We start from the raw sequence: 26,102 nt of genomic DNA, 5'->3' as shown, positions 1-26,102 counted from the left end.
TGGAGCTTCTTATGCGCGAAGAGTTGAACCAAGGCCTGATCGACTTCCTCAAGGCCTCCCCTACCCCGTTCCACGCCACCGCCAGCCTTGTTCAACGCCTGGAGGCCGCCGGTTATGTGCGCCTCGACGAGCGCGAGACCTGGCACACCGAAGCCAATGGCCGTTACTACGTCACCCGTAACGACTCCTCGATCGTCGCGATCAAGATGGGCCGCAACTCCCCGCTGCACGACGGCATCCGCCTGGTCGGCGCCCACACCGACAGCCCGTGCCTGCGGGTCAAGCCGCAACCTGAACTGCAGCGCCAGGGTTTCTGGCAACTCGGTGTCGAAGTCTACGGCGGCGCGCTGCTGGCGCCGTGGTTCGACCGCGACCTGTCGCTGGCCGGCCGCGTCACCTTCCGTCGCGATGGCAAGGTCGAGAGCCAGTTGATCGACTTCAAGGCCCCGATCGCGATCATTCCCAACCTGGCGATTCACCTCAATCGTGAAGCCAACCAGGGCTGGGCGATCAATGCCCAGACCGAACTGCCGCCGATTCTCGCGCAGTTCGCCGGTGACGAACGTGTGGATTTCCGTGCGGTACTGACCGATCAACTGGCCCGCGAACACGGCCTCAACGCCGACGTGGTGCTCGATTACGAGCTGAGCTTCTACGACACTCAAAGCGCTGCGGTCATCGGCCTGAACGGTGATTTCATCGCCGGTGCGCGCCTCGACAACCTGCTGTCGTGCTACGCCGGCCTGCAAGCCCTGCTGACCGCCGACACCGAAGAAACCTGCGTGCTGGTGTGCAACGACCACGAAGAAGTCGGCTCCTGCTCGGCGTGCGGCGCCGACGGCCCGATGCTGGAGCAGACCCTGCGTCGCCTGTTGCCCGAAGGTGACGAATTCGTCCGCACCATTCAGAAATCCCTGCTGGTCTCGGCCGACAACGCCCACGGCGTACACCCGAACTACGCCGAAAAGCACGACGCCAATCACGGCCCGAAACTCAACGCCGGCCCGGTGATCAAGGTCAACAGCAACCAGCGCTACGCCACCAACAGCGAAACCGCCGGGTTCTTCCGTCATCTGTGCATGGCCGAAGAAGTCCCGGTACAAAGCTTCGTGGTGCGCAGCGACATGGGCTGCGGCTCGACCATCGGCCCGATCACCGCCAGCCACCTGGGCGTGCGCACCGTCGACATCGGCCTGCCGACGTTCGCCATGCACTCGATCCGCGAACTGTGCGGCAGCCATGACCTGGCGCATCTGGTGAAAGTACTGAGCGCGTTCTACGCCAGCCGCGAACTGCCGTAAAAACAACGGGGATCGCAACTCCGCGTTGCGATCCCCTGCCCTGCGAAACCGGCTCATTTCTGATACACATCACCACCGGTCGGCAAAAAGCGACCTAGACTCAAGTCATCCCCTTCGACAAGGCTGTCGCCATGATCTCGATGTCTGCGTTCCACTCCATGCTCATTCCGATCCTGTCCGGAATGATTCTGCTGGCGATCGGCTTCAACTTCCGCGACAAGAACGCCGGCGTGCTCGCCATGTGGATCGGCATGCTGATGATCCTGGCCACCGTGGTCTACAAGATCCTCGCCAAACTCAACGAATAAATCCGCGCCCGGCTCGCATTGATTCTGGCGGGCTCGTACACTCGCCCGATCCGCCCCTTGCGAGGTTGACCGCCTAGTGTTCGCTCGTTTCTTTGCCCTGCCCTGCCTTTTCCTCGTCTGCCTGATGACGCTGCTGCCATCGGCGCCTGCCCACGCGGTGAGTCTGCCCGGCCTGCTCAATGGCTCGAACAAGGCGCAACCGGAAGCCCAGGAACCGCTTGGCCAATCCCTCGACGAAGTCATCAAGTCCCTGGAAAACGATCAGCAGCGCTCCCAGTTGCTGGGCGACCTGAAAAAACTGCGCGACGCCACGAAAAAAGCCCAGGCCACCCCGGAAGAAGGCGTGCTGGGCCTGATCGGCGGCACCCTGGCCAATTTCGAAAAACAGTTCACCGGCAGCGACAGCCCGCTCAATCGCTGGTCCGCCGAATTCGAACAGGCCAAGGATGAACTGTCCGCCCTGATAATGCCGGCCAGCGAATGGCTGCCGATCATCTTCGGCTTCGCCATGATCCTGATGGTCTGGAGCCTGCTGGCCGCCGCGCTGATCTGGCTCGGCCACCGGGTGCGCATGCGCTTCGGCCTGACCGAAGAACTGCCGCAACACCCCCGGGCCCTCGACATGCTGCGCTTCGCCCTGCGCAAGCTCGGACCGTGGATGATCGCGCTGGTCATCACCGTCTACATGAGCTACGCGCTGCCATCGTCCCTGGGCAAAAGCCTGGCGATGGTCCTGGCATACGCACTGGTGGTCGGCACCTGTTTCTCGGCGATCTGCGTGATCGCCTTTTCCGTACTCGACGGCCCGCACCGCCACCGTGCGCTGTACATCCTGCGGCATCAAGCCTTCCGTCCGCTGTGGCTGATCGGCAGCTTCGCCGCGTTCGGTGAAGGGCTTAACGATCCGCGTCTGGTGGCGGGTCTGGGCGTACACCTGGCCCACACCGCCGCCACCGTCACCAATGTGCTGGCGGCGCTCTCGACCGGCCTGTTCATCCTGCGCTTTCGCCGCCCCATCGCGCACCTGATCCGCAACCAGCCGCTGTCCCGCCGCCTGACCCGCCGCGCCCTCAGCGACACCATCGATATCCTCGGCACCTTCTGGTATGTACCGGCGCTGGTACTGGTGGGGATTTCCCTGTTCGCCACCTTCGTCTCCGCCGGCGACACCAGCACAGCCTTGCGCCAGTCGCTGATCTGCACCGTGCTGCTGGTGTTGTGCATGGTCATCAACGGCCTCGTCCGCCGCCACGCCCTCAAACCCCAACGCGGGCCAAAACGCCACGCGCTGTATTCCGAGCGCCTGAAAAGCTTCTTCTACACCCTCGCGCATCTACTGGTGTGGCTGGCCTTCATCGAACTCGGCCTGCGGGTCTGGGGCATGTCACTGATCGGCTTCACCGAAGGCGAAGGCCACGACATCAGCGTCAAACTGTTCAGCCTGATCGGCACGCTGATCTTCGCCTGGCTGATCTGGATCCTCAGCGACACCGCCGTCCACCACGCCCTCACCCGCTCCCGCAAAGGCCTGGCCAACGCCCGCGCACAGACGATGATGCCGCTGATCCGCAACGTGCTGTTCGTGGCGATCTTCATCATCGCCCTGATCGTCGCCTTGGCGAACATGGGCATGAACGTCACGCCACTGCTGGCCGGTGCCGGCGTGATCGGCCTGGCGATCGGCTTCGGCGCCCAGTCACTGGTGGCCGACCTGATCACCGGCCTGTTCATCATCATCGAAGACTCCCTGGCCATCGACGACTACGTCGACGTCGGCGGCCACCTCGGCACCGTCGAAGGCCTGACCATCCGCACCGTCCGCCTGCGGGACATCGACGGCATCGTCCACACCATCCCGTTCAGCGAAATCAAAAGCATCAAGAACTACTCCCGGGAATTCGGCTACGCGATCTTCCGCGTAGCGGTGCCGTTCAACATGAACATCGACGAAGCCATCAAACTGATGCGCGAAGTCGGCCAGAAAATGCGCACCGACCCGCTGCAACGCCGCAACATCTGGTCGCCACTTGAGATTCAGGGTGTGGAAAGTTTTGAATCGGGTAATGCGATATTGCGCGCCCGCTTCAAGACCGCCCCGATCAAACAGTGGGAAGTTTCACGAGCGTTCAACCTGTCGCTGAAACGGCATCTGGATGAGGCCGGGCTGGATCTGGCGACGCCGAGGATGAATGTGCAGGTGATCACGGCGGGCGGCGGGGAAAGCGACAAGTAATCACTGACAAGAAAAAGCCCCCGTCGACGAGTTCGTCGACGGGGGTTGGATAAGCGTTTTATTTACTCTTTGAAGCCAGGCTTGTCATGAGCTGCACGCCAACGCTTCACCTCTGCAACAACTGCTTCTGGCCCACTTTCTCCAAGGGCTGGATAATAGAGCAAATCAGATCCTGCTGGATGCTCACTCAATCTTTCAAACTCCATTACAGCGGCGATTTGATCTTTTTCTGTTGCATATTCTGATTGATATATCTTCCACACAAACCCGAGAAACTCCGCCTCGGACATGTCGCTAATGAGCTGGATCATTATTCTCCCCTCCTATGAACATCCATATGTCGCTTCGGAGTTATCACACGAAGGTTATCGCTATCGTATAAGGCTCCACCGCTTGCCAGCGTAGTACTGTGATGCAACTCAAACTTCATCCTTTGACCGACGCGGTCGACCACCCTTACAAAGGGGGCTCGTCCTTTTTTCATTTCATTCAAGCTCCCCGGATCAAAAGTTTTCGCCAACTCCGTATCATTGGGAAAAGCTTTCCAAAATGCCTCTCTGAACGCCCTGAAATTCCTGAACTGCCGACCTCTCAACTGCTCTGCAATCTGCACGGGAATCGCCGCACCATTGCCTTGCGATGCCGCCTCGAGCCACCCTGCCGCCACTGGCTGTCCGTACCCGGAAGCAATCCCGGAATCGTTTCGCGGATCCCGGAACATGATGTATTGCGGGGGGATGCCGGAATCCGGTGGAAAAACCAGAATCCAGTCATTGAAATCAAAATCTCCCAGATCAGGATGACGATCAATTTGCCCCTCGACAGGGACGATGTTGCCGCCGGTATATCGCGCAGGATCCGGTTCGGAAACGGGCAATACAGTCGAACTGTCAGCCGGCGTAATTGACGGCGTCCATACCAATGTTTCTGATGGAATGTCGGTAGTCGTCGCGCGATAGGTGTTGTCCTGCGGGTTGTGAACGGCAGCAATCACCGGCACGCCGGTGGGAAACCTGACGCCATCGACCGGAATGACCAGCAGTTCGGTGTGATCGCCCTCGCCAGTTCTGGAATTGACACGCACGGGCAGATCCAGAGAACCACCGGAAGCCGCGAGCTGACCGAGATCTGGCATGGGACCGGACAGCAGATCGGACAGCGGCATGCTGACCAGAAACCGCTTGGGCAGCTCACCGTTTCCCAGCGCGGACGAGTAAACCAGCGCTGCAACACCCACCACCAACCCCGACACCGTGCCCGCTGCCAGAGCGGATAATCCGGTCGACGCGGAGCGGATGGCCGCCCGCAATCCAGACCTTGCGCTCTCGCTGATGGGAACCGGCCCGGTCGGCGTCGAAAATACAAGTTGCGGACTCCAGGCAGCGCCCTGCAAATGGAAGGCTTGCGCCTCCCAACGCGCCCGATCCGCGTCGTGCAATCGATCCTCAAGCAATTGCCGTGCATGCTCATCGGCTTCACGCCGCGCCTGTTCTTCAGCCTTTCGACGAGCTTCATCAACGGCCGCCAGCCGGGCGATTTCTGCCGCTTGTGCGGCTACACGCGCCTGTTCCTCGGCCATCTGCCGGGCCTGATTCTGCGCAGCGATCAGCGCCTGCTCCTGTGCAATTCGGTTGGCCTCCTGCACTTGCACAGCCGCAATCACATTCCTGACCGTTGCAGACTGACCGTTCAATAGCCCGATGCCTTCTACCAGTAACCTGGCATTGAACAACTCGCTATAGGCCTGGCGAACGCTGACGTTACCGCCACGCCGATTGACCTGTGGTAACCGACCACCATTGAAGAACGTTTCGATCTGCGCATGACCAAATCGCTGAATCGCAATGTCCTTCGCCGCGATCAGCGCACCAAACTTTCTGGCGATCAGCGCGTCCCGAAAACGCAGCTCACGCGCCAGCGTGTCCAAGGGAAGCAATAAACTGGAATCACCGCCAGCCCTGACCTGGGCAAGTTCAACTTCAAGGATCTGAGGCAGACTTCCGGAAAATGCCTTATAGGTATTTTCCATATCCAGTATTTCCCCCAAGGGGGCAAAATCAATTGCCGGCCCGGAGCCATCACCGAAACTTGAGTAGTGCACATAAACATCTTGATTGTCCGGCCTCACGATTGAAGCTGGAAGCTCAATTCCACGCCGTGCCATAAATACATTCCTCCTTGAATTAATTGCAGTGCTCGACAACCGGAAACAAATTCAAACATTGCGCCCGGTGTCTGGAGAAATGTATGGAAATAACAACCACGGACTGCGGTATATATGTACCTCGCACAAAAAAATCTGTCGCGTCAGATGCAGCCGAACAACAAGTAGGAAACGTCCAGAAATCCAGATCCGGATTCACCCAATTGAAAAATCCAACTCAAACAGCAATACCAACGCTTAAGAGGCACATATCCAGAACACGATGAGCGTTAGCTCAAGTACCGCTTTTGACGCGCCGGCCCAATCGGCAGGCTGAGTGGAGGGATTCATCCGGGGGTAGGCGCGCAGCGCCGTTTGGCGAAGCCAAACACATCGAGAGGAGGTGCAGCGAAGCAAACCGTAGGCGATGCCCCCGGATGAATCCCGGAACGAAGGAACACCGAGCCTCAGCGAGGTGCCGAACGCAGGGGCCAAGCGTTAATGAGATGGTCAGCCCGGCGAGAACCTCAGCTCTACACTACTGAGGTTCTCACTTTTCCTGAGGAAGCTTTCTCATGAACAGCGTAACGATTCTAGGCATCGACATTGGCAAGAACTGCTTCCACTTACACGGCCAAGACGCACAAGGCCATCAGGTACTACGCAAGAAGCTCAATCGAAGCCAGTTGCTGCCATTACTTGCGCAAATACCGCCCTGCAAAATCGCCATGGAATCCTGTGGCGGGTCACAGTTTCTTGCCAGAGAAATCACAAAGCTCGGTCACCAGATTCAACTGATTGCGCCACAGCATGTGAAGGCTTACGTCACCGGCAACAAGAACGACTTCATTGATGCCGAGGCTATCTGTGAGGCCGCATCCCGTCCCAGAACGCGTTCTGTACAGATCAAGTCGGTTGACCAGCAGGTGCTGTCGACCGTGCATAAACTGCGTAAATCACTGGTGAGTCCGCGCACTGGAGTGATCAACCAGGTGCACGGGTTCTTACTGGAATTTGGCGTTATCTTTCCCGCCGGCTATGCCGCGCTGGATCGGGTTCCTGCATTGATGGACGAGCACAATCTACCTCTGCGCCTGCGCCAGGCTATCACTCGGATGCTTGATGACATTCGCCAATTGACCAGCGAAATCAAAGCGCTGGATACCGAGATAAAGCAGCAGATAAACGGGAGTGACGCCGGCAAAAGATTACAGAGCATCCCCGGCATCGGCCCCCTCATCGCTAGCGCGCTGGTGGCCGATGTCGGGGACGCTTCGATATACAAATCGTCCCGAGATTTTTCGGCTTCGTTGGGGCTGGTGCCACGGCAATACTCGACCGGAGGGCAAACCACGTTGCTGGGTATCAGCAAGCGTGGGGACAGGTATTTGCGAACCTTGTTGATGCAGGGCGCCCAAGCCTTGCTTTATCGAATCGATAAACGAAACGACGCCCTTGGCGTCTGGGCCAGAAGTCTACTGGCTCGAAAACCTCTCAACAAAGTTGCCTGTGCGCTGGCTAATAAAATGGCCAGGATTGTTTGGGCACTGCTCACCAAAGGTGGCACCTACAACGGGCATTTCACCGCGTGATCCAGTTTTACCACCGGCTTTTGCGACGTCAGTAATTGATGGCGATAAACGGCAGATCCTGGCTGAGAACCTGATAAGCAAAATAGCTTTCGAAGCTGAAGCGTTTTTCAGGACAGGCAGGAGCGAATACTCATCAAGGGCCGAGCGCGTAACCGCGCTCACAAGGAGCCCGGATACATTAGTGCAAGCCTGATTTACCGTTCATCGTGACTGGATAGCAAAAGGTGGGCTGACCATACATTTGCTTACTTTTGGGCGTCTGCAAAAGTGAGCCGCTGTAAGAGCGGAACCGCCAGCCGCAACACCCGAAGAAACGGATATTCACCCAAAACAACCCAAAACCTGGTCGGCCCAGAGGCCGCCAAGGTCAAGGTCCAGGTCAAACAACATCAACCCCAACGTGAATCGCATCATGCCGCCAAAACTCCAGATCACAATCAATCAACCGCCCCGACTGATCATAATTGACCCGGGCAATCCGCAACCCCGGACTCCCCACCGAAACCCGCAAAGCCGCCGCCGCATCCACCGACAACGACGTCGGCACAATCTCGAACCGCACCCGCCCATAGTGCAAATCGTAATGCCGCGCATACAGCTCGGTGATCGACTGATTCAAATCAAACTCCAGAATCCCCGGAAAAAACTGCGGATTCAGATAATGCTCCACATACAACACCAGCCGCCCATCGATCCGCCGTGACCGGCAGATCTGGATCACGCTCGACAACGCCGGCAACTGCAACCACGCACACACCGCCGCTGACGCCGGCTGCAACCGCGCCGAAATCACCTCGGTCGACGGCACCCGCCCCTGCGCACTGACCATCGCGTGAAAGTGACTGCGTTGCATCAGGTTGTAGGCCAGCCGCGGCGGCGAAACGAACCAGCCCCGGCGCTCCTCGCGATAAATCTGCCCTTGGGCCTCCAGTTGCAACAAGGCTTCACGCACCGTAATGCGCGTCGTACCGAACAACTCGCTGAGCTTGCGCTCGGCCGGCAACTTGCTGCCCGCCACGAGCAAACCGTGGTCGAGTTGCTCCTGAAGGATCTGCCCAATGGCTGTCACCGCTTTTGTTGCCTCATCGCGCATCAACGTTACCTATCTGGACTAGACCAGCACTGTTTCGGGGCAAAACCGCACGACTATTGCGCCGTTCGGTCGTGTTGCAAGCCTAGGCAGTGCAGATGACCGAGAGATGACAAAACTACCGAGCGGTCGCGCTGACAACTTGCAATACATCGGCCAAGTCCCTTGCCTGCCGGGACTTTGAGGGTGGTCTACGCTTACCGGGCAGCCGCCTGTACCGGAGAAAATAATCGCTGGCCAGGCATCCGCCGACATCAAAGTGTCATCCAGCCCCCCTACATTGGCTCAGGTATTGCTGACCTAGACCAACACAAACCGCAATCGCAGCGTTGAACACGACCAAGGAGCTTCGGAATGAAACAGCTTTTCCTGGCAACACTGTTAGGCTCGACCATTGCCATGTGCACCGCCGCCATGGCGGCTGATGATCTGAAAACCCTCGAAGCCGCTGCGAAAGCGGAAGGCGCCGTCAACAGCGTCGGCATGCCCGATGACTGGGCCAACTGGAAAGGCACCTGGGAAGACCTGGCCAAGACCTACGGCCTGAAACACATCGACACCGACATGAGTTCGGCCCAGGAAATCGCCAAGTTCGCTGCCGAGAAAGACAACGCCACCGCCGACATCGGCGACGTCGGCGCCGCTTTCGGCCCGATCGCGGTCAAGCAAGGCGTGGTGCAACCGTACAAGCCGACCACCTGGGATCAGGTTCCGGCCTGGGCCAAGGACAAGGACGGCAACTGGGCGCTGGCCTACACCGGCACCATCGCTTTCATCGTCAACAAGAAGCTGCTGCACGGCTCCGAAGTGCCGACCAAATGGGCTGACCTCAAGGGCGGCAAATACAAGGTCTCCATCGGTGACGTGAGCACCGCTGCACAAGCGGCCAACGGCGTGCTCGCCGCTGCGCTGGCCAACGGCGGCGACGAGAAAAACATCCAGCCGGCCCTGCTGCTGTTCGCAGACATCGCCAAGCAGGGTCGTCTGTCGATGGCCAACCCGACCATCGCCACCATGGAAAAAGGCGAGATCGAAGTCGGTGTTGTCTGGGACTTCAACGGCCTGAGCTACAAGGCCAAGATGGCCAACCCGGATGACTACGTGGTGCTGATCCCGTCCGACGGCTCGGTGATTTCCGGCTACACCACCATCATCAACAAATACGCGAAGAACCCGAACGCCGCCAAGCTGACCCGCGAATACATCTTCAGCGACGCCGGCCAGACCAACCTTGCCCGCGGCAACGCCCGTCCGATCCGCGCCGAGCACCTGACCCTGCCGGAAGACGTGAAAGCCAAGCTGCTGCCGAACGAGCAGTACAAAAAGGTCACGCCGATCAAGGACGCCGATGCGTGGGAAAAAACCTCGAAGGCCCTGCCGCAGAAGTGGAACGAAGAAGTCATCGTAGAGATGAAGTAAGCCGATAGATCCCCACTGGGTCTGGCACAAAACCCTGTGGGAGCGGGCTTGCCCGCTCCCACAGGATCCGTGTCGATTTCGAGTTTCCCGTTTTTATTGTTTCGCGGAGTTTTTGCCCCTATGAAGCACAACGTCATCCTTGTCGTGCTCGACGGCCTCAATTACGAGGTCGCGCGTCACGCCATGGGGCATCTGCAGGCTTACGTTGGCGCAGGTCGCGCCGCGCTCTACCAGTTGGAGTGCGAGCTGCCGGCCCTGTCCCGACCACTTTACGAATGCATCCTCACCGGAGTGCCGCCCATCGACAGCGGCATCGTCCACAACAACGTCTCGCGCCTGTCCAACCAGCGCAGCATCTATCACTACGCCCGTGATGCGGGCCTGAAAACCGCCGCCGCGGCGTACCACTGGGTCAGCGAGCTGTACAACCGCTCGCCGTTCGTGGCCGCACGGGATCGTCATACCGATGATCCGGCACTGCCGATCCAGCACGGCCACTTCTACTGGAACGATCACTACCCGGACTCGCACCTGTTCGCCGACGCCGAGAACCTGCGCCTGCGCCACGCCCCGGACTTTCTGCTGATCCATCCGATGAACATCGACGACGCCGGGCACAAGCACGGCCTCGACACCCCGCAATACCGCAACAGTGCCCGCAGCGCCGACATCATTCTCGCCGACTACCTGCAAGGCTGGCTCGATGCTGGCTATCAGGTGCTGGTGACCGCCGACCACGGTATGAACAACGACCGCTCGCATAACGGCCTGCTGCCGGAAGAACGCCAGGTGCCGCTGTTCGTGCTCGGCGATGCCTTCAGCCTGAACGCCGACGCCACACCGAAGCAGACCGACCTCTGCGGCACCGTTTGCGAGTTGCTCGGCGTACCCCACGACAAACCTGTGTGCCGGGAGTTGCTCAAGTGAACTCAATGACTCGCGGCAAATGGCTGGCCGCCCTGTGCCTGGTGCCCTTCGCCCTGTTCTTTATCGTGTTCGAAATCGCCCCGCTGATCTGGGTGATGATCAACAGCCTGCAATCGGAAGAGTTCGGCTGGGGGTTCGCCAACTTCAGCAAGATCTTCAATTCGAAGTTCTATCTGCAGGCGATCCAGTACAGCCTCGAAATCAGTTTCTGGTCGAGTGTGTTCGGGATCATCATCGCGGTGCTCGGCGCCTACTCCCTGCGCCGGGTCGATTCGAAACTGCGCAATTTCGTCAACGCCTTCGCCAACATGACCAGCAACTTCGCCGGTGTGCCTCTGGCGTTTGCCTTCATCATCCTGCTCGGCTTCAACGGCAGCATCACGATCATGCTGAAACAGGCCGGGATCATTCAGGATTTCAACCTGTACTCGAAGACCGGTCTGATCATCCTCTACACCTACTTCCAGATTCCTCTGGGCGTCCTGCTGCTGTACCCGGCGTTCGATGCCCTGCGTGAAGACTGGCGTGAATCCGCCGCGCTGCTCGGCGCTGACGGCTGGCAGTTCTGGCGCCACATCGGTTTGCCGGTGCTGACCCCGGCCCTGCTCGGCACCTTCGTGATCCTGCTGGCCAACGCCCTCGGCGCCTATGCCACGGTGTATGCCCTGACCACCGGCAACTTCAACGTGCTGCCGATTCGCATTGCGGCGATGGTCTCCGGCGACATTTCCCTCGATCCGAACCTGGCCAGCGCCCTGGCCGTGGTGCTGGTGGCGCTGATGACCCTGGTGACCGTCGTGCATCAACTGCTGTTGAAGAGGAGCTACCATGTCTCGCGCTGAATCCGGCCCGGCCGGCGTCTACCACCGCGTCGTGGTCTACCTGCTGTTCGCCATTCTGCTGCTGCCACTGCTGGGCACCCTGATCTACTCGATTGCCAGCAGCTGGTCGGCCACCGTGCTGCCCAGCGGCTTCACCTTCAAGTGGTACATCCAGTTGTGGAGCGACCCGCGCTTCCTGCACGCCTTCGGCCAGTCGCTGCTGGTGTGCGTCGGCGCGCTGATCCTCTCGGTGGTGCTGATCCTGCCGCTGCTGTTCGTGGTGCATTACCACTTCCCGAAACTCGATGCGCTGATGAACATCCTGATCCTGCTGCCCTTTGCGGTGCCGCCGGTGGTGTCGTCGGTGGGTCTGTTGCAGCTCTACGGTTCGGGGCCGTTCGCGATGGTCGGCACGCCGTGGATCCTGATCGGTTGCTACTTCACCGTGGCGCTGCCGTTCATGTACCGGGCGATCACCAACAACCTGCAGGCGATCAACCTGCGCGACCTGATGGACGCCGCCCAACTGCTTGGCGCCAGCACCTTTCAGGCAGCCTTCCTGGTTGTGCTGCCGAACCTGCGCAAGGGCCTGATGGTCGCGTTGCTGCTGTCGTTCTCGTTCCTGTTCGGTGAGTTCGTGTTCGCCAACATACTGGTCGGCACCCGCTACGAAACCCTGCAGGTCTACCTCAACAACATGCGCAACAGCAGCGGCCACTTCACCAGTGCGCTGGTGATTTCCTACTTCTTTTTCGTGCTGGTCCTGACCTGGGTCGCCAACATCTTGAACAAGGACAAAAGCGAATGAGCTATGTCAGCGTCCAACACTTGCAAAAAAACTACGCCGGCACCACGGTGTTCAGCGACATCAACTGCGAAATCCAGAAAGGTGAATTCGTCACCCTGCTCGGCCCGTCCGGTTGCGGCAAATCCACCCTGCTGCGTTGCATCGCCGGCCTGACGCCGGTAGATGGCGGCAAGATTCTGCTCGATGGCGTCGACATCGTTCCGCTGACGCCTCAGAAGCGCGGGATCGGCATGGTGTTCCAGAGCTATGCGCTATTCCCCAACATGACCGTGGAGCAGAACGTCGCCTTTGGTCTGCGCATGCAAAAGGTCAATCCGGACGACAGCCACAAGCGTGTCACCGAGGCGTTGAAACTGGTTGAACTCAACGACTTCGCCAGTCGTTATCCGCATCAGCTCTCCGGCGGCCAGTGCCAACGTGTCGCCCTCGCCCGCTCTTTGGTCACCCGTCCGCGTCTGTTGTTGCTGGATGAGCCACTGTCGGCCCTTGATGCACGGATTCGCAAACACCTGCGTGAACAGATCCGTCAGATCCAGCGCGAACTCGGCCTGACCACGATTTTCGTCACCCACGATCAGGAAGAAGCCCTGACCATGTCTGACCGGATTTTCCTGATGAATCAGGGAAAGATCGTACAAAGCGGCGACGCCGAAACCCTCTACACCGCACCGGTCGATGTGTTCGCCGCCGGCTTCATCGGCAACTACAACTTGCTGGATGCCGAGAGTGCCTCGAAGCTGTTGCAGCGGCCGATCAGCCACCGCATCGCGATTCGCCCGGAGGCCATCGAACTGAGCCTGAACGGCGAACTTGATGCACAGATTCGTAGCCACAGCCTGTTGGGTAACGTGATCCGTTATCGCGTCGAAGCCCGGGGCGTGGAACTGGTGGTGGATGTGCTCAACCGTTCGGCGGCGGATCTGCATCCCGACGGTCAGCGCCTGGCGCTTTCCATCGATCCGACAGCCCTGTGTGAGGTAGCCTGATGACTTTGCTGACGTTGAAGAGAGAACTGCACTGATGGCCCTGGCAATTTTTGATCTGGACGAAACCCTGATCCACGGCGACTGCGCCACCCTCTGGAGCGAGCAGATGGGCCGCCTGGGCTGGGTCGATCCCGAGTCGTTCATGCGCAAGAACAACGAGCTGATGGACGCCTACAGCCATGGCAAGTTGCGCATGGAGGACTACATGGACTTCAGCCTCGAACCGCTGATCGGTCGCACCCCGGAAGAAGTCGAGCATCTGGTCGGGCCCTGGGTGGAAGACTTCATCGAGCCGATCATCTTCAGCGACGCGACCAAAACCATCGCCGCTCACCGCAAGGCCGGTGACCGGATTCTGGTGATCTCGGCCTCGGGCACGCACCTGGTCAAACCGATTGCCGAACGACTGGGCATCGATGAAGTTCTGGGCATCGAACTGGAAGTGGCCCATGGCGTATACAGCGGCCACACCGTGGGCACCCTGACCTATCGCGAAGGCAAGATCACCCGTCTGCTGGAGTGGCTGGATGCCGAAGAGGAAAACCTTGAGGGCGCGAGTTTCTATTCCGACTCACGCAATGACCTGCCGCTGCTGCTGAAGGTGGATTTCCCGCACGTGGTCAATCCGGATCCGGTGTTGCGCGAGCAGGCCGAGAAAGCTGGCTGGCCGATCCATCTCTGGAAGTAAGCGACTGCCCTGTGGGAGCACATTTGCTCCCACAGGCCTCGATGATCAGCTCAGGCTGTCGTCGATCACCAGTACCAGCTTCCCGGCGACCGTATTGCTCGCCAGCTCGGCGAACGCCGCTTCGGCATCCTTGATCGCGAAGGTCCTGGCCAGTTGCGGCTTCAGCCGCCCTTCGGAAAACAGCGGCCACACATGCTGGCTCAGATCGCTGAACAGATCCGCCTTGAACTGATCGTCGCGGCTACGCAGGGTCGAACCCAGCAGTTGCACACGCTTGGCCAGCACCTGGGCCAGATCGAGTTTCGCTTCGCGGCCCCCCATCAGGCCGATCAGCACCCAGCGCCCGTCCTGAGCCATCAGCTTGAGATTCAATGCAGAATAATTGCCGCCGACCGGATCCAGGATCACATCGAACGGGCCGAAGTCCCGCAGGCTTTCCAGATCGTCAGTGCGCACCACACCGCCCTGGGCGCCCAGCGCTTCACAGTAGGCCAAACGCTCGGCCGATCCGACGCTGACCCAGCACGGATTGCCAAACGCCTTGCACAGTTGAATGGCGGCAGAACCGATGCCACTGGCGCCGGCATGCAGAAGAACTTTCTCACCCGGTTTGAGCGCAGCGAGTTGAAACACATTCAGCCAGACCGTCGCGTACACCTCAGGCAGTGCAGCCGCTTCGATCAGCGACACACCTTCCGGAACCGGCAGCACATGCCGCCCGTCGACGACCACTTCTTCGGCCATCCCGCCCCCGGCCAGCAAGGCGCAGACCCGATCACCGACCTGCCAGGACGAGCCGGCGCCGACTTCGCTGATCACCCCGGAGCATTCAAGCCCCAGCACCTGACTGGCACCCGGTGGCGGTGGATAAAGCCCCGCCTTCTGTAATAAATCCGCGCGATTGAGGCCCGCTGCCGCCACCTGGATGCGAACTTGTCCTACATCACACGTAGGACTCGGCTCATCAACCCATGCCACTTGACCTTCAACGCCTTGCAATGCCTTCACAGTGCCTCCATAGTGAGTCTGGACTGAGCCCGAAGCTGTAGCGCCGGGCTTTTTGCATTATGCGACCGGCCCTGGGGTCTGAACGATCGCTGAACAGCAGTTATCGTACAGAGCGTAGAGGTACCGGCGACTTCAAAGACGGCCTAATATGCGTTATCAATTGTCCCCGCGTCGAATCAGCATGAAGCATCTGCTCCCCAGCACCGCCCTCGCTCTTTTCATCGGTATCGGCCTCTTGCCGGTGTCGGGCAGCACATTCGCAGCCAACAGCTGGGACAAGTTGCAGCCTGATCGCGATGAAGTGATTGCCAGTCTGAACGTCGTCGAGTTGCTCAAGCGCCACCACTACAGCAAGCCGCCACTCGATGATGCGCGCTCGGCGATCATCTACGACAGCTACATCAAGCTGCTGGACCCGTCGCGCAGCTATTTCATGGCCAGCGACATCGCCGAATTCGACAAGTGGAAGTACCAGTTCGACGACTTCCTCAAGAGCGGCGACCTCAACGCCGGCTTCACCATCTATAAGCGTTATCTGGACCGCGTGAAGGCGCGTCTGGACTTCGCCATCGCCGAGCTGGACAAAGGCGTCGACAAGATGGACTTCACCACGAAGGAAACCTTGCTGATCGATCGCAAGGACGCTCCGTGGCTCAAATCCACCGCCGAACTTGACGACCTGTGGCGCAAACGCGTCAAGGACGAAGTGCTGCGGCAGAAGATCGCCGGCAAAGAGCCGAAGCAGATCCAGGAAACCCTGACCAAGCGCTACAAGAACCAGTTGGCGCGTCTGGACCAGACCCGTGCCGAGGACATCTTCCAGGCGTACATCAACACCTTCGCCATGTCTTACGATCCGCACACCAACTATCTGTCGCCGGATAACGCGGAAAACTTCGACATCAACATGAGCCTGTCCCTCGAGGGCATCGGCGCCGTGTTGCAGAGCGACAACGATCAGGTGAAGGTCGTGCGTCTGGTGCCGGCAGGTCCTGCGGACAAGACCAAGCAGGTCGCCCCTGCCGACAAGATCATCGGCGTTGCCCAGGGCAACAAAGAGATGGTCGACGTAGTCGGTTGGCGCCTGGACGAAGTGGTCAAGCTGATCCGTGGTCCGAAAGGCACCGTGGTGCGTCTGGAAGTCATCCCGGCCAGCAATGCGCCGAATGACCAGACCAGCAAGATCGTGCCGATCACCCGTGAAGCGGTGAAGCTCGAAGACCAGGCCGTGAAGAAATCCATCCTGAGCCTCAAACAGGACGGCAAGGACTACAAGCTCGGCGTGATCGAGATTCCGGCCTTCTACCTGGACTTCAAGGCGTTCCGCGCCGGTGATCCGGATTACAAGAGCACCACTCGCGACGTCAAGAAACTGCTGACCGAACTGCAGAAAGAGAAAGTCGACGGCGTGGTCATCGACCTGCGCAACAACGGCGGCGGTTCCCTGCAGGAAGCCACCGAGCTGACCAGCCTGTTCATCGACAAGGGCCCTACCGTGCTCGTGCGTAACGCCGATGGCCGGGTCGATGTGCTCGAAGATGAAAACCCGGGCGCGTTCTACAAAGGCCCGATGGCATTGCTGGTCAACCGCCTGTCCGCCTCGGCTTCGGAGATCTTCGCCGGCGCCATGCAGGACTACCACCGCGCGCTGATCATCGGTGGCCAGACCTTCGGCAAAGGCACCGTGCAGACCATCCAGCCGCTGAACCATGGCGAACTGAAACTGACCCTGGCCAAGTTCTACCGGGTTTCCGGCCAGAGCACCCAGCATCAGGGCGTACTGCCGGACATCGACTACCCGTCGATCATCGACACCAAGGAAATCGGCGAGAGCGCCCTGCCGGAAGCCATGCCATGGGACACCATTCGCGCGGCGATCAAACCGGCGGTCGACCCGTTCAAGCCTTACCTGGCCCAGCTCAAGTCCGAGCATGACGCCCGTTCGGCGAAGGACGCGGAGTTCGTGTTCATCCGCGACAAGCTGGCCCTGGCGCAGAAGCTGCTGGAAGAGAAAACCGTCAGCCTCAACGAAGCCGATCGTCGTGCCCAGCACGCCGACATCGACGCCAAGCAACTGGCGATGGAAAACATCCGTCGCAAGGCCAAAGGCGAAGAACCGCTCAAAGAGCTGAAGAAAGAAGACGACGACGCCCTCGCGGCAGCCGAGCCGGACAAAGTCAAACCGGAAGACGACGCCTACCTGAGCGAGACCGGGCGCGTGCTGCTGGATTACCTGAAGCTGAGCAATCAGGTGGCCAAGAAGTAAGGTGATGGCAATTTAATGGTGACGATCCCCGGATCGTCATCAAACAGTCATCATTCTGTCGTGCAATAAAGGACTGGGAGCGGTTCTCTTCATCGAGAGCGCTCCCAGTCCTTTTTTTATCGCCAGAGATTGCCATGACCACGACCGAACAGCTGAGTGCCTTGAGCTCGATCCTGACTCAAAGCGGTTTGCACAGCCTGTTCCAGCCGATCATTTGCCTCTCTGAACGACGCATTCTCGGCTATGAGGCCCTGACTCGCGGCCCGTCCAACAGCCCGCTGCACTCCCCCATCGCCCTGTTCGCCGTGGCTCGTCAGGCCGGGCGTTTGAGCGAACTGGAAATCGCCTGCCGCCAAAGCGCCTGCCGCCGTTTCAACGAACAGCAATTGCCGGGCAAACTGTTTCTCAACGTCTCTCCCGAATCCCTGCTCGAAGCCGCGCACCAGCCGGGGCGTACGCTGCAACTGCTGCAGGACTTCGGCATTCCACCGAGCCAGGTGGTGATCGAACTCACCGAGCAGACGCCGATCGACGACTTTCAGTTGCTGCAAACGGCATTGCATCACTACCGGGCAATGGGTTTTTCGATTGCACTGGACGATCTTGGCGCGGGTTATTCAAGTCTGCGCCTGTGGTCGGAGTTGCGGCCGGATTACGTGAAAATCGATCGACACTTTATCGACGGCATTCATCAGGACGCGTTGAAGCGCGAATTCGTTGGATCGATCCTGCAAATCGCCAAGGCCTCCCGGGCCCAGGTGATTGCCGAAGGTATCGAATTGCCGGAGGAGCTGGCGGTGCTGACCGAAATGGGGGTGGATCTGGTCCAGGGCTACCTGCTCGGGCGCCCGCAAGAACACCCGCCACGCGACGCCCGGGCCCTGATGCCCAAACACGACAGCAGCGCCGTGGCGCTGAATGACGAAGGCAGCGACCTCAGCGCCCTGCTCAACGATCAGCCGGCCGTGAATCGCGACACACCCACCGCCACTGTCCTCGAAGCGTTTCGCCGCCAGGCCAACCTGAACTCGCTTGCAGTGCTGGACGAACAAGGCCAGCCCTGCGGCATCGTGCATCGCCACTCATTGTCCGATGCCTTGCTCAAGCCCTTCGCCACCGACCTGTTCGCCCGCAAACCGATCAGCCGCCTGATGAACGACGACTTCCTCGCCGTGGAAATGAGCCAGTCGCTGCAACAAGTCAGCCGCCTGATCACCAGCCGCGCCCGGCAACGCATCGAAGAAGATTTCATCATCACCCTCAATGGCAGTTACCTGGGCCTGGGCCGAGTGATCGATGTGCTTAAACTGATTACCGAACTGAAAATTCAGCAAGCCCGGTATGCCAACCCGCTTACTCTGCTACCCGGTAACGTACCGATCCAGCAATGCCTGACACGGTTGCTGCAACAGGGACGGGAGTCGGTTATTTGCTATGTCGATATCGATAGCTTCAAGCCCTTTAACGATATCTACGGGTATGGGCGGGGGGATGAAGTGTTGTTGTGTCTGGCGCAATGCCTGAACGAACGTGTCGACCCGTCCCGTGATTTCGTCGGGCATATTGGCGGGGATGATTTCCTGTTGGTGCTTGGCCCGGAGGACTGGCGCAAACGGCTCAACCAGTTGCTTGATGATTTTCAGAGCCAATGCCGACGGTTTTACCGCCCCGAACACCTTGAGGCCGGGTGTTTTGTTGCGCCGAATCGCCAGGGCATTCGTCAGGAGTTTCCGTTGTTGTCACTGTCCATTGGCGTTGTGCATTTGCATCCTGAGGCTTGTGCGCAACTGGATGCGAGCCAGTTGGCGGAGATGGCTTCGCAGGCGAAGCATCATGCTAAGAATGTGCCGGGGTATAGTGTGCATGTGATTGATAGCCTTACGGCACCTGACCTTCATTCACCGCAGGTTATTGGCCATCGCTGATCCCCAAACAACACAAATCCCAGTGGGAGCGGGCTTGCCCGCAAACTACCAAGACGACTGATTCTCCGCACGTGCTTTTTTTAGTTCCTCATGCCATTGTTCAACTGCAAATCTATATATATCTTCAAAAAAGCCACGCGGATCGTCTACCATCGTTTCATCCCACGCAACACATGTATTCGAGTCGTAGTCATCTTCAAATAATTTTGAAAAATCAAAACATGGCGAACTCAAAGCATCTTCAAGAATTTTAACCATCAAAAATTTATGTCTATACGTATATCCAAAAAAGCCACCTAAAATAAACTTCCTTATAACAATTTCTCTATCGCTTGCGTCATTGGGGTCGTAAATAGCTAGCGCCACCCCCAACGTTTCCTCCAGATCATAAGTTCCTATCCCACCAAGCCAATAAGAAAGCTGGGGAGTAAACGGAAGATTCACTCCTGGCGACATCAACATAAAAGTCTCCTAATCCGGAAAAGCTGTGTAAGGGCTATTAATATTTTGTCTGCGAAACCGCACTTCAGAAGAATTTAACTCATCTACATATCGTGGATTCTGTTGATCTCTTCTATTCGGCTTATATCCTCTGCCACCATTCGGCATCTCTTTTCTCACCACCGAATCCCCCTGAGATGTAAAACCTGTAGGAGCAGGAGGTGTTTGACTCATTCTGAAAACAGCATCATTGATAGCATGAAGCTGTAGCCGCCAATTCTTGAACTGAGAGCTCGAATTTACCCTTTCCCGTACTCCACTCTCAGTGGGATGACTGCCATCAATGGCTCTTTGCTTGAGCGCATGATCCGGAATTTCCGGATTATGTTTAGCGACAGCATTTGGTACAAATCCTCGTATTCATTCACTCGCCTCTTCGCATTCGCCTCCGCCAACTCATCAATTCTCGCCCTCCGCTCTTGCGCCGTCATCTTCGGCAGCGCTGGCTCACCCTCATCAACAACCGAACCACCCACCCCATCCGGCACCGGACATCCCGGCCTGTTCGGCGGTGGGCAGTTGGACGTCAACCCCAACGGATCCACCCACCCCGTCGGATTCGGCACGTACCGGTACTGGTTCAACCCACCCGCCAGCTTCACCGGATCCGGCGTCAGGTACCGTCCAACGTCCGGGTCGTAGTACCGATGCCGGTTGTAGTGCAGCCCGCTTTCCGCATCGAAATACTGGCCTTGAAAGCGCAGCGGCTGGTCGAGGTAGTCCTCGGTCGCGAGCTGCAGCGAGGTGACCTTGCCGTAGGCGCTGTATTTGGCTGACCAGACGATGTCGCCGCTGTAGTCGGTCAGTTCCTGCGGCGTGCCGAGGTGGTCGAGTTGGTAGTAGAACGGGCAGGCGCGTTTCGGGCCTTGGCCGTCGAGCATCGCCAATGGGCGGAAGGTGCCGGGTTCGTAGATGAAGCTGCGGTGCTGGGTCGGGCTGCTTTCGGCGATCAGGTGGTCGCCTTGCCAGAAGAACTCGGTGGTCTGGCCGTCGACCGTTTTGCGGATGCGGCGGCCGAAGGCGTCGTAGTGATAGGTGGCGCTGGTGCCGTCGGGGCGGGTCAGGCCGATCAGGCGGTGCTGGCTGTCGTAGCGGTATGCAGTGACGAGCTGTTGGGCGCGGCCACGGCGTTCGCGGATCAGGTTGCCGAAGGCGTCGTAGTCGTAATGGCGGTCGCCCTGCATCAGCAGGCGGTTGCCCTTGATGCTGGTCGGGCCGGGCCGATCCTGCAGCAACAGGTTGCCGGCGGGGTCGTGGGCGAAGTTTTCCGGCACATCGTCGCGGATGTGGCGCACGCGGATCAGCCGGTCGAGCGCGTCGTACTGGTAGCTGCGCTGGCCGTGGCGGGTGTCGGTGATGTGTTCGAGATTGCCGTTGGCGCCGTAGGCAAAGTCGCGGCGGTACAGCGCACTGCGTTGATGGCCTACGCTGTGTGCCCGCAACCGTCCTTGTTCGTCGTAGGCATATTCGCTGAGCAGCAGGCCTTGCTGGCGCTGTTGCTCGCGACCGTTCTGGTAGACGTGGCGAGTGAGCAAGGCGCCGTTGAGGTCGATCGCGGTCAGCGCGCCGCCCTTGGCGTAGTGGTAGTCGAGCTTGCTGTTGTCCGGCAGGCGCATGCGGGTGAGCTGGCCGCAGGCGTCGTAGGTGTAGCGCAAGGTGCCCCAGCCCTGATGCTCACGGACCAGTCGGTCCTGCAGGTCGTATTCGAAGGCCAGCGGGTGATTCTGGCCGTCGTCCACGCCGACCAGCCGGCCGAGGCGGTCGTAGCGGTATTCAACCGTACTGGCATCGGGCAGGGTCTTGAGCAGCAGACGCCCAGCAGCGTCACGTTGGTAGCCGGTGACCAGCGTCGAGCCGTCATCGCCGTACTCGGTCTTCTCCAGCAGATGGCCGTTGCGGTCGTAGGCGTACGCGGTGCGCCGGCCATCAAAACCGGTTTCCTGCCGGATCAATCCGGTGGGCGTGTAGTCCAGCCGGTATTTTTCGCCAGACTCGTTCTCGATCTCCGTCAGCAACAGCTGCGCATGGTCGTAGCGGTATTGCAGCCGCGTGCCGTCCGGGTTGATCCGCCGGCTGACCCGGTGCAGGTCGTCGTCATACTCGTAGCGGGTGATGCGCCCCAACTCATCGCGTTCGGCGGTGATCTGGCCGTAGGCGCTGTAGGACCAGGCGCGGGTGGCGCCATTCGGCGAGGTGGTCTGGATCAGCCGGCCGACGGCGTCCCACACATGGCGGGTGACGGCGCCATGTTCGTCCTGCGCAGTAATCCGCCGCCCCAAGGCATCGTAGGAAAACTTCCGAACCCCACCGTCCGGCAGACTTTCCTCGACCAGTTGCCCGAGGTCGTTCCACACGAACACATGCCGGCCACTGTCCGGATAACGGATCGACAGCAACCGCCCCTGCGGGTCGTAGTGGTAATGGGTGACATGGCCGTCGGGATCGACCGCCTCGGTAACGTCGCCCTGGGCATTGCGCCGGTAGGTCCACTCCGCCTCGCCCCGGCTACGGCGGTGCAGGAAACCGTTGCGATACTCGTAGGACGTCGGCGCATCGTCCGGCGGAATCAGCGCAACTAACCGTCCGGCGTCGTCGTAGCGGTACTCGGTGACCGCCCCCAGCGCATCCTGCTCGGCAACCAGCCGGCCCTGCGCATCGTAGGCCTTGAGCTGCTCGCCACCGTCAGCCGCGACCTGGCGCACCAGCCGAGCGGTGTCGTCGTGGACGTAAACCTCTTCACGGCCATCGACGTAGCGCACCGTCACGCTGCCGGCGTCATCCCAGACGTAACGCGTGTCCATCTGCGAAAACGATGCCCAGTGCCGCACGCAACGTGCCGCCTTGCCGGAACGCTCCCACTCCCAGAAGAAACTCGCGCCGCCCGTCAACTGCCGTTGCAGGATGACGTGCCGGTCGTCGTAGTCGTAACGCTCGCTTTCGCCGACGGCGTTGGTCGCCTCGATCAACCGGTGACGCGCATCGAAGCGGTAGCTGACCAGCGTCTGCTCGGTGCACCAGGCAGACTCAGAAAAAACCTGATAATCGACCGCGACCAGATGCGCCCGTTCGTAGCGCAACAGCAGCGAACGACCGGCCCCGTTGTCGAGGCGCTGAACCCGATCGGAAAGATCTCGATGCACCGTCAGACGATTGCCATAGGCATCGCTGACAACCGTCAGACGCCCAGCCCGAAAGTGATAAAACCGCGCCGCCTCACCCGCCAGCGCAACGATCAGTTCCTCCGGCTCATCCCCAAGAAAGATCGCCGCCCGCGACAGACTGTTGTGAATCGCCGGCCGCTCGACAGTCGGCAGCGGAAACCGCGTCCGCCGGTTCTCATGGTCAACCCAGACCACGCCATCGCCCTCGACCTCCAGCCGATGCGCCAGCGAATGGCTCCAGCCAAACCCCAGCCCGACATCGATCTCGGCGGCACTGGTGCGATACAAGCGGCTGAACTCGAACGGCAGCAATCCATCCAGCACGCCATCGGTCAGCGTCAGCAGTTCCTCGCCGGTGACCATCGACACCGGACAGCCATTGGTGCAGGTCCGGGGCACGCAATCAGCGCTGTCGCCGTTGGGGTTTTTCGCCTGATCAGGCTTGTCGTCGTGGTGTTCATCCTTTTTCAGGGAAGCGTTGCGTCTGGCGTCCCAACGCAATTGCATGCGGCCCTTCTTCACGCCGGCTGCGATACCTCGTGCAGCGACGGATTTGTAGTGGTTCACGTAGTCGATGACGGCACCGACAATGCCGAACAACGCCTTCACCAGACGCGTCACCACTGACAACAACTGAGCGCCACGATCCACCAGGCGCAAGGTCAGATACGCAATCCCCGCCCCAGCCCCCACGAAGGTCAGCACGACGCCGATCAACACATCGATCAGCAGTTGCACCACCACCATCGAGACGGCCTCGGCGGTTTTTCCGGCAAGTTCGCCGGGTGGCAGCATCTCGAGCCACAGACTGGCCGTGCGCAGCAACAGACACAGCGCCGCCTCGTCACTGACGAGCAGTTGGAGCTGCTCCATTTTCTCCGGCATCGACTGCGCGAACTCGGCCAATGCCGTCGCGCTATCTCCCAGCCGGCCCGCAAACTGAAGAGGATTCTGGAGAATCTCCGACAGTAACCCGATGCTGTCCCACACCCCCTCGATCGCCGCCCAGCTCCCGGCCAGCAGGCCGTTGCCCGCCGCGGTCGCCACCGACTGCGACCACTGCGGCTTGAAGCCCTGCCACTCGCTGCGCAACCAGCCATCCAGCTCCCGGGTCAGGCCATCGTAGGACTCGAAAAGCGCATCAACCTGCTTCTCGCTGGCCTCGCCCTGCACCACCACCCGATAGAACTTGCCCGGCTCACCGGTGAACAAACCCTTGCCCTGAGCATCGAGCGTGATCGACTTGACCTCGCCGCCATCCACCGCCACCACATCGACAACGATGTCGCCCAACGGAATGTCGTACACCGACTCGAACTTGCTCTCGATCTCCATCCGCCCGGTTTCGGGGCATTGCACGACGGCCGAAGAGAAACGCATGTCGTCAATGGCGACCGCCGTGCTGTGTGCGCCGAAACGGATGATCCGCTCCATCCCCATCAGTGACGGCAGATCGGCCGCATGGCTGATGCTGTCTGCCGAGCGACTGAGCCAGTGCCTGAGCTGTTCGCGATAGAGATCGAGGGTGCGGGGAAAGCTGTCGAGCGCTTGCTCGATGCGGGTGATGGCCTCCATCAACGCATTCCCATGCGCATGACGAAATGAAAAACCGGGTCGAACATGGGCGTTCCCTCGCGCAAAAATCAGGCGAAGGACTTTGCGGGGGATCAAACAGAAAAGAAGTCAGGCGAGTAGGCGGTGGATGTAGGAGAAGTCTGTAACTGATCTTTATCGAATCGCAGACGCAAAAACGGGGCGGGAGGTTTCCCTCTCGCCCCGCTCACGGAACAGATGACTATTTACGAAGAAGAATGCCGGCCGGTCAGCTCTTTCAATTTGAGCTCGGCCAACGGATGTCCGGCCTTGGCGGCCATGGTCCACCAGCGAGCCGCTTCCAAAGGGTCCGGAGCCTTGCTCGGTGTACCGGCAAGACTGATGACACCGACTTGATACGCGGCCTTGCCATCCCCGGCCAGCGCCGCCAGCCGCAGCAACCGGACGCCCTCCTCACGCGCCCCCAGGCCAACACCGCGAAACGTCAGGATGTGCCCGTAGAGGCTCTGCGCGCCGACATCGCCCAGGTTGGCCATGCGCGCAAATTGCCCTTCGAGCCAACGCCAGCCTCGGGGCTGACGGACAAACCACGACCAGTGAAACAGCCTACGGGCCAGCCAGTAACTTGCCCGCGCCTTGAGTCGTAAAAACACTCAGGCCTCCGCCGATTCCGGGTACTCGTACTCAAAGACCCGCACCACTTCCGAGGCATGCCATGAGGCGGCGGCAACACCATCGGACGGGCCGGAAAATCGCCCAAGACGCTCGACACACTCAAAGAAACCGGTGCGTGGCAGGCGACTGGCGCCCTGGCTGATCACCAGCGAACTGCGCAGCGGTTGTTCGGCTTTCGCGTCCAGCGCAGCCAGATGCTCCAGTGCAGCGGTCAGGGTCTGCATCGCCGGAGTCGGCAGTTGCAGACGTTCGAGCAAGGCTCGATAGGTCAGAAGATGGCGCTGCCTGCGCGCCTGGTCCAGCTCCCCCAGCAATCCGTCCCAATGTTGACGACTGATGCGTACGCTCACGATTGTTCCCTCCACCCTGGCACCGTCAACTCCCAGGCCAGGCTGCGGCGAATCGCAGCGTCGGGCAGACGCTCACCGCTTTCGATCATGGCCAGGTAAGACGGGCTGATGCCTACCGTGCGGGCGAGCGCCTCGATGGCGATGCCCTTCCCTTCGCGCAAACTGCGTAATTGATCCAGACCTGGAAGAATCGGGTCCGGTGTGGCCGCAAGCGGCGCTGGAGCCGGTTGCGACGGTGCTTCGTTAATGCCTGCTGCTTTCAGTAGAGCCTGATACTGAGCCCATGGCAGAACCGCATATTCGGGTTCGCCATCGCGTGCAATTATCTGAATATCCATGACTACCC

At 59.7% G+C, this 26,102-nt stretch carries 21 protein-coding genes; 12 read left to right on the top strand and 9 right to left on the bottom strand.

The features are described from left to right. The first annotated feature begins 11 nt into the window (after nucleotides 1–11). From CAG02_RS11685 to CAG02_RS11680, 3 genes are all read left to right on the top strand, one after another. A complete protein-coding gene (locus tag CAG02_RS11685) occupies nucleotides 12–1,301 on the top strand; it encodes a M18 family aminopeptidase (RefSeq protein ID WP_085710626.1) in 1,290 nt (429 codons plus the stop codon). Between the two features lie 131 nt (nucleotides 1,302–1,432). Next, entirely contained in the window at nucleotides 1,433–1,609 is a 177-nt protein-coding gene (locus tag CAG02_RS29805; protein WP_167443765.1) for a hypothetical protein, read from the top strand. 76 nt (nucleotides 1,610–1,685) lie between these two features. Next, a complete protein-coding gene (locus CAG02_RS11680) occupies nucleotides 1,686–3,842 on the top strand; it encodes a mechanosensitive ion channel family protein (protein WP_085710625.1) in 2,157 nt (718 codons plus the stop codon). A 62-nt stretch (nucleotides 3,843–3,904) separates the two neighbouring features. Here the strand turns inward: CAG02_RS11680 and CAG02_RS11675 are convergent, their stop codons facing one another. Together CAG02_RS11675 and CAG02_RS11670 are read right to left on the bottom strand one after the other, a co-directional pair. Continuing rightward, complete coding sequence (locus CAG02_RS11675; RefSeq protein WP_085710624.1) at nucleotides 3,905–4,153, bottom strand: bacteriocin immunity protein; 249 nt, start codon at nucleotides 4,151–4,153, stop codon at nucleotides 3,905–3,907. Further along, the gene (locus CAG02_RS11670) at nucleotides 4,153–6,006 is read right to left on the bottom strand and encodes an S-type pyocin domain-containing protein (protein WP_085710623.1); all 1,854 of its coding nucleotides are present in this window, start codon (nucleotides 6,004–6,006) and stop codon (nucleotides 4,153–4,155) included. The genes CAG02_RS11675 and CAG02_RS11670 overlap by 1 nt, the downstream gene beginning before the upstream one ends. A gap of 554 nt (nucleotides 6,007–6,560) precedes the next feature. On the opposite strand from CAG02_RS11670, the gene CAG02_RS11665 reads away from it, so the two are divergent. After that, nucleotides 6,561–7,577 (top strand): IS110 family transposase, encoded by a 1,017-nt coding sequence (locus CAG02_RS11665; protein ID WP_085710622.1) that lies wholly within the window; start codon nucleotides 6,561–6,563, stop codon nucleotides 7,575–7,577. Nucleotides 7,578–7,956: 379 nt separating this feature from the next. On the opposite strand, the gene CAG02_RS11660 is transcribed toward CAG02_RS11665, so the two are convergent. Continuing rightward, the gene (locus CAG02_RS11660; protein WP_085710621.1) at nucleotides 7,957–8,670 is read right to left on the bottom strand and encodes a UTRA domain-containing protein; all 714 of its coding nucleotides are present in this window, start codon (nucleotides 8,668–8,670) and stop codon (nucleotides 7,957–7,959) included. Between the two features lie 351 nt (nucleotides 8,671–9,021). Between CAG02_RS11660 and CAG02_RS11655 the strand changes: the two genes are divergently transcribed. From CAG02_RS11655 to CAG02_RS11630, 6 genes are all read left to right on the top strand, one after another. After that, entirely contained in the window at nucleotides 9,022–10,086 is a 1,065-nt protein-coding gene (locus CAG02_RS11655) for an ABC transporter substrate-binding protein (RefSeq protein WP_085710620.1), read from the top strand. Nucleotides 10,087–10,206: 120 nt separating this feature from the next. Further along, nucleotides 10,207–11,013 carry an alkaline phosphatase family protein gene (locus CAG02_RS11650; protein ID WP_085710619.1) on the top strand — a complete coding sequence of 269 codons (807 nt, stop codon included), beginning with the start codon at nucleotides 10,207–10,209 and terminating at the stop codon, nucleotides 11,011–11,013. 5 nt (nucleotides 11,014–11,018) lie between these two features. Continuing rightward, nucleotides 11,019–11,855 carry an ABC transporter permease subunit gene (locus CAG02_RS11645; RefSeq protein ID WP_170931592.1) on the top strand — a complete coding sequence of 279 codons (837 nt, stop codon included), beginning with the start codon at nucleotides 11,019–11,021 and terminating at the stop codon, nucleotides 11,853–11,855. Continuing rightward, nucleotides 11,842–12,642 carry an ABC transporter permease gene (locus tag CAG02_RS11640; RefSeq protein WP_065261898.1) on the top strand — a complete coding sequence of 267 codons (801 nt, stop codon included), beginning with the start codon at nucleotides 11,842–11,844 and terminating at the stop codon, nucleotides 12,640–12,642. The genes CAG02_RS11645 and CAG02_RS11640 overlap by 14 nt, the downstream gene beginning before the upstream one ends. Then, nucleotides 12,639–13,628, top strand: coding sequence for an ABC transporter ATP-binding protein (locus CAG02_RS11635; protein ID WP_085710617.1), 990 nt, complete (start codon nucleotides 12,639–12,641; stop codon nucleotides 13,626–13,628). Before CAG02_RS11640 ends, CAG02_RS11635 begins: the two co-directional genes overlap by 4 nt. Before the next feature lie 34 nt (nucleotides 13,629–13,662). Then, a complete protein-coding gene (locus CAG02_RS11630; RefSeq protein ID WP_085710616.1) occupies nucleotides 13,663–14,316 on the top strand; it encodes an HAD family phosphatase in 654 nt (217 codons plus the stop codon). 45 nt (nucleotides 14,317–14,361) lie between these two features. Here CAG02_RS11630 and CAG02_RS11625 read toward each other — a convergent pair whose 3' ends face one another. Next, the gene (locus tag CAG02_RS11625) at nucleotides 14,362–15,324 is read right to left on the bottom strand and encodes a zinc-binding dehydrogenase (protein WP_085710615.1); all 963 of its coding nucleotides are present in this window, start codon (nucleotides 15,322–15,324) and stop codon (nucleotides 14,362–14,364) included. A gap of 181 nt (nucleotides 15,325–15,505) precedes the next feature. Between CAG02_RS11625 and CAG02_RS11620 the strand changes: the two genes are divergently transcribed. Next, a complete protein-coding gene (locus tag CAG02_RS11620) occupies nucleotides 15,506–17,590 on the top strand; it encodes a carboxy terminal-processing peptidase (protein WP_162803468.1) in 2,085 nt (694 codons plus the stop codon). Nucleotides 17,591–17,724: 134 nt separating this feature from the next. Then, the gene (locus tag CAG02_RS11615; protein ID WP_085710613.1) at nucleotides 17,725–19,515 is read left to right on the top strand and encodes a bifunctional diguanylate cyclase/phosphodiesterase; all 1,791 of its coding nucleotides are present in this window, start codon (nucleotides 17,725–17,727) and stop codon (nucleotides 19,513–19,515) included. Between the two features lie 45 nt (nucleotides 19,516–19,560). Here CAG02_RS11615 and CAG02_RS11610 read toward each other — a convergent pair whose 3' ends face one another. The 5 genes from CAG02_RS11610 to CAG02_RS11590 all read right to left on the bottom strand — a co-directional run bounded on the left by CAG02_RS11610 (nucleotide 19,561) and on the right by CAG02_RS11590 (nucleotide 26,094). Beyond that, nucleotides 19,561–19,977: a hypothetical protein gene (locus CAG02_RS11610; protein ID WP_085710612.1), complete on the bottom strand. Its 417-nt coding sequence runs from the start codon at nucleotides 19,975–19,977 to the stop codon at nucleotides 19,561–19,563. Between the two features lie 278 nt (nucleotides 19,978–20,255). Beyond that, nucleotides 20,256–24,752 (bottom strand): RHS repeat-associated core domain-containing protein, encoded by a 4,497-nt coding sequence (locus CAG02_RS11605; RefSeq protein ID WP_371857767.1) that lies wholly within the window; start codon nucleotides 24,750–24,752, stop codon nucleotides 20,256–20,258. A gap of 224 nt (nucleotides 24,753–24,976) precedes the next feature. After that, nucleotides 24,977–25,384 (bottom strand): SEL1-like repeat protein, encoded by a 408-nt coding sequence (locus tag CAG02_RS11600; RefSeq protein ID WP_085710611.1) that lies wholly within the window; start codon nucleotides 25,382–25,384, stop codon nucleotides 24,977–24,979. After that, nucleotides 25,385–25,756 (bottom strand): hypothetical protein, encoded by a 372-nt coding sequence (locus tag CAG02_RS11595; protein WP_003223109.1) that lies wholly within the window; start codon nucleotides 25,754–25,756, stop codon nucleotides 25,385–25,387. Then, nucleotides 25,753–26,094, bottom strand: coding sequence for a helix-turn-helix transcriptional regulator (locus CAG02_RS11590; RefSeq protein WP_007950435.1), 342 nt, complete (start codon nucleotides 26,092–26,094; stop codon nucleotides 25,753–25,755). Before CAG02_RS11590 ends, CAG02_RS11595 begins: the two co-directional genes overlap by 4 nt. Nucleotides 26,095–26,102 lie beyond the last annotated feature (8 nt).

Origin of the sequence: Pseudomonas sp. R43(2017) (genome assembly GCF_002112345.1) — a bacterium.
Taxonomy (GTDB): domain Bacteria; phylum Pseudomonadota; class Gammaproteobacteria; order Pseudomonadales; family Pseudomonadaceae; genus Aquipseudomonas; species Aquipseudomonas kribbensis.
The sequence above is the reverse complement of the archived record's forward strand: the minus strand, read 5'-3'. Positions and strand labels throughout refer to the sequence as shown.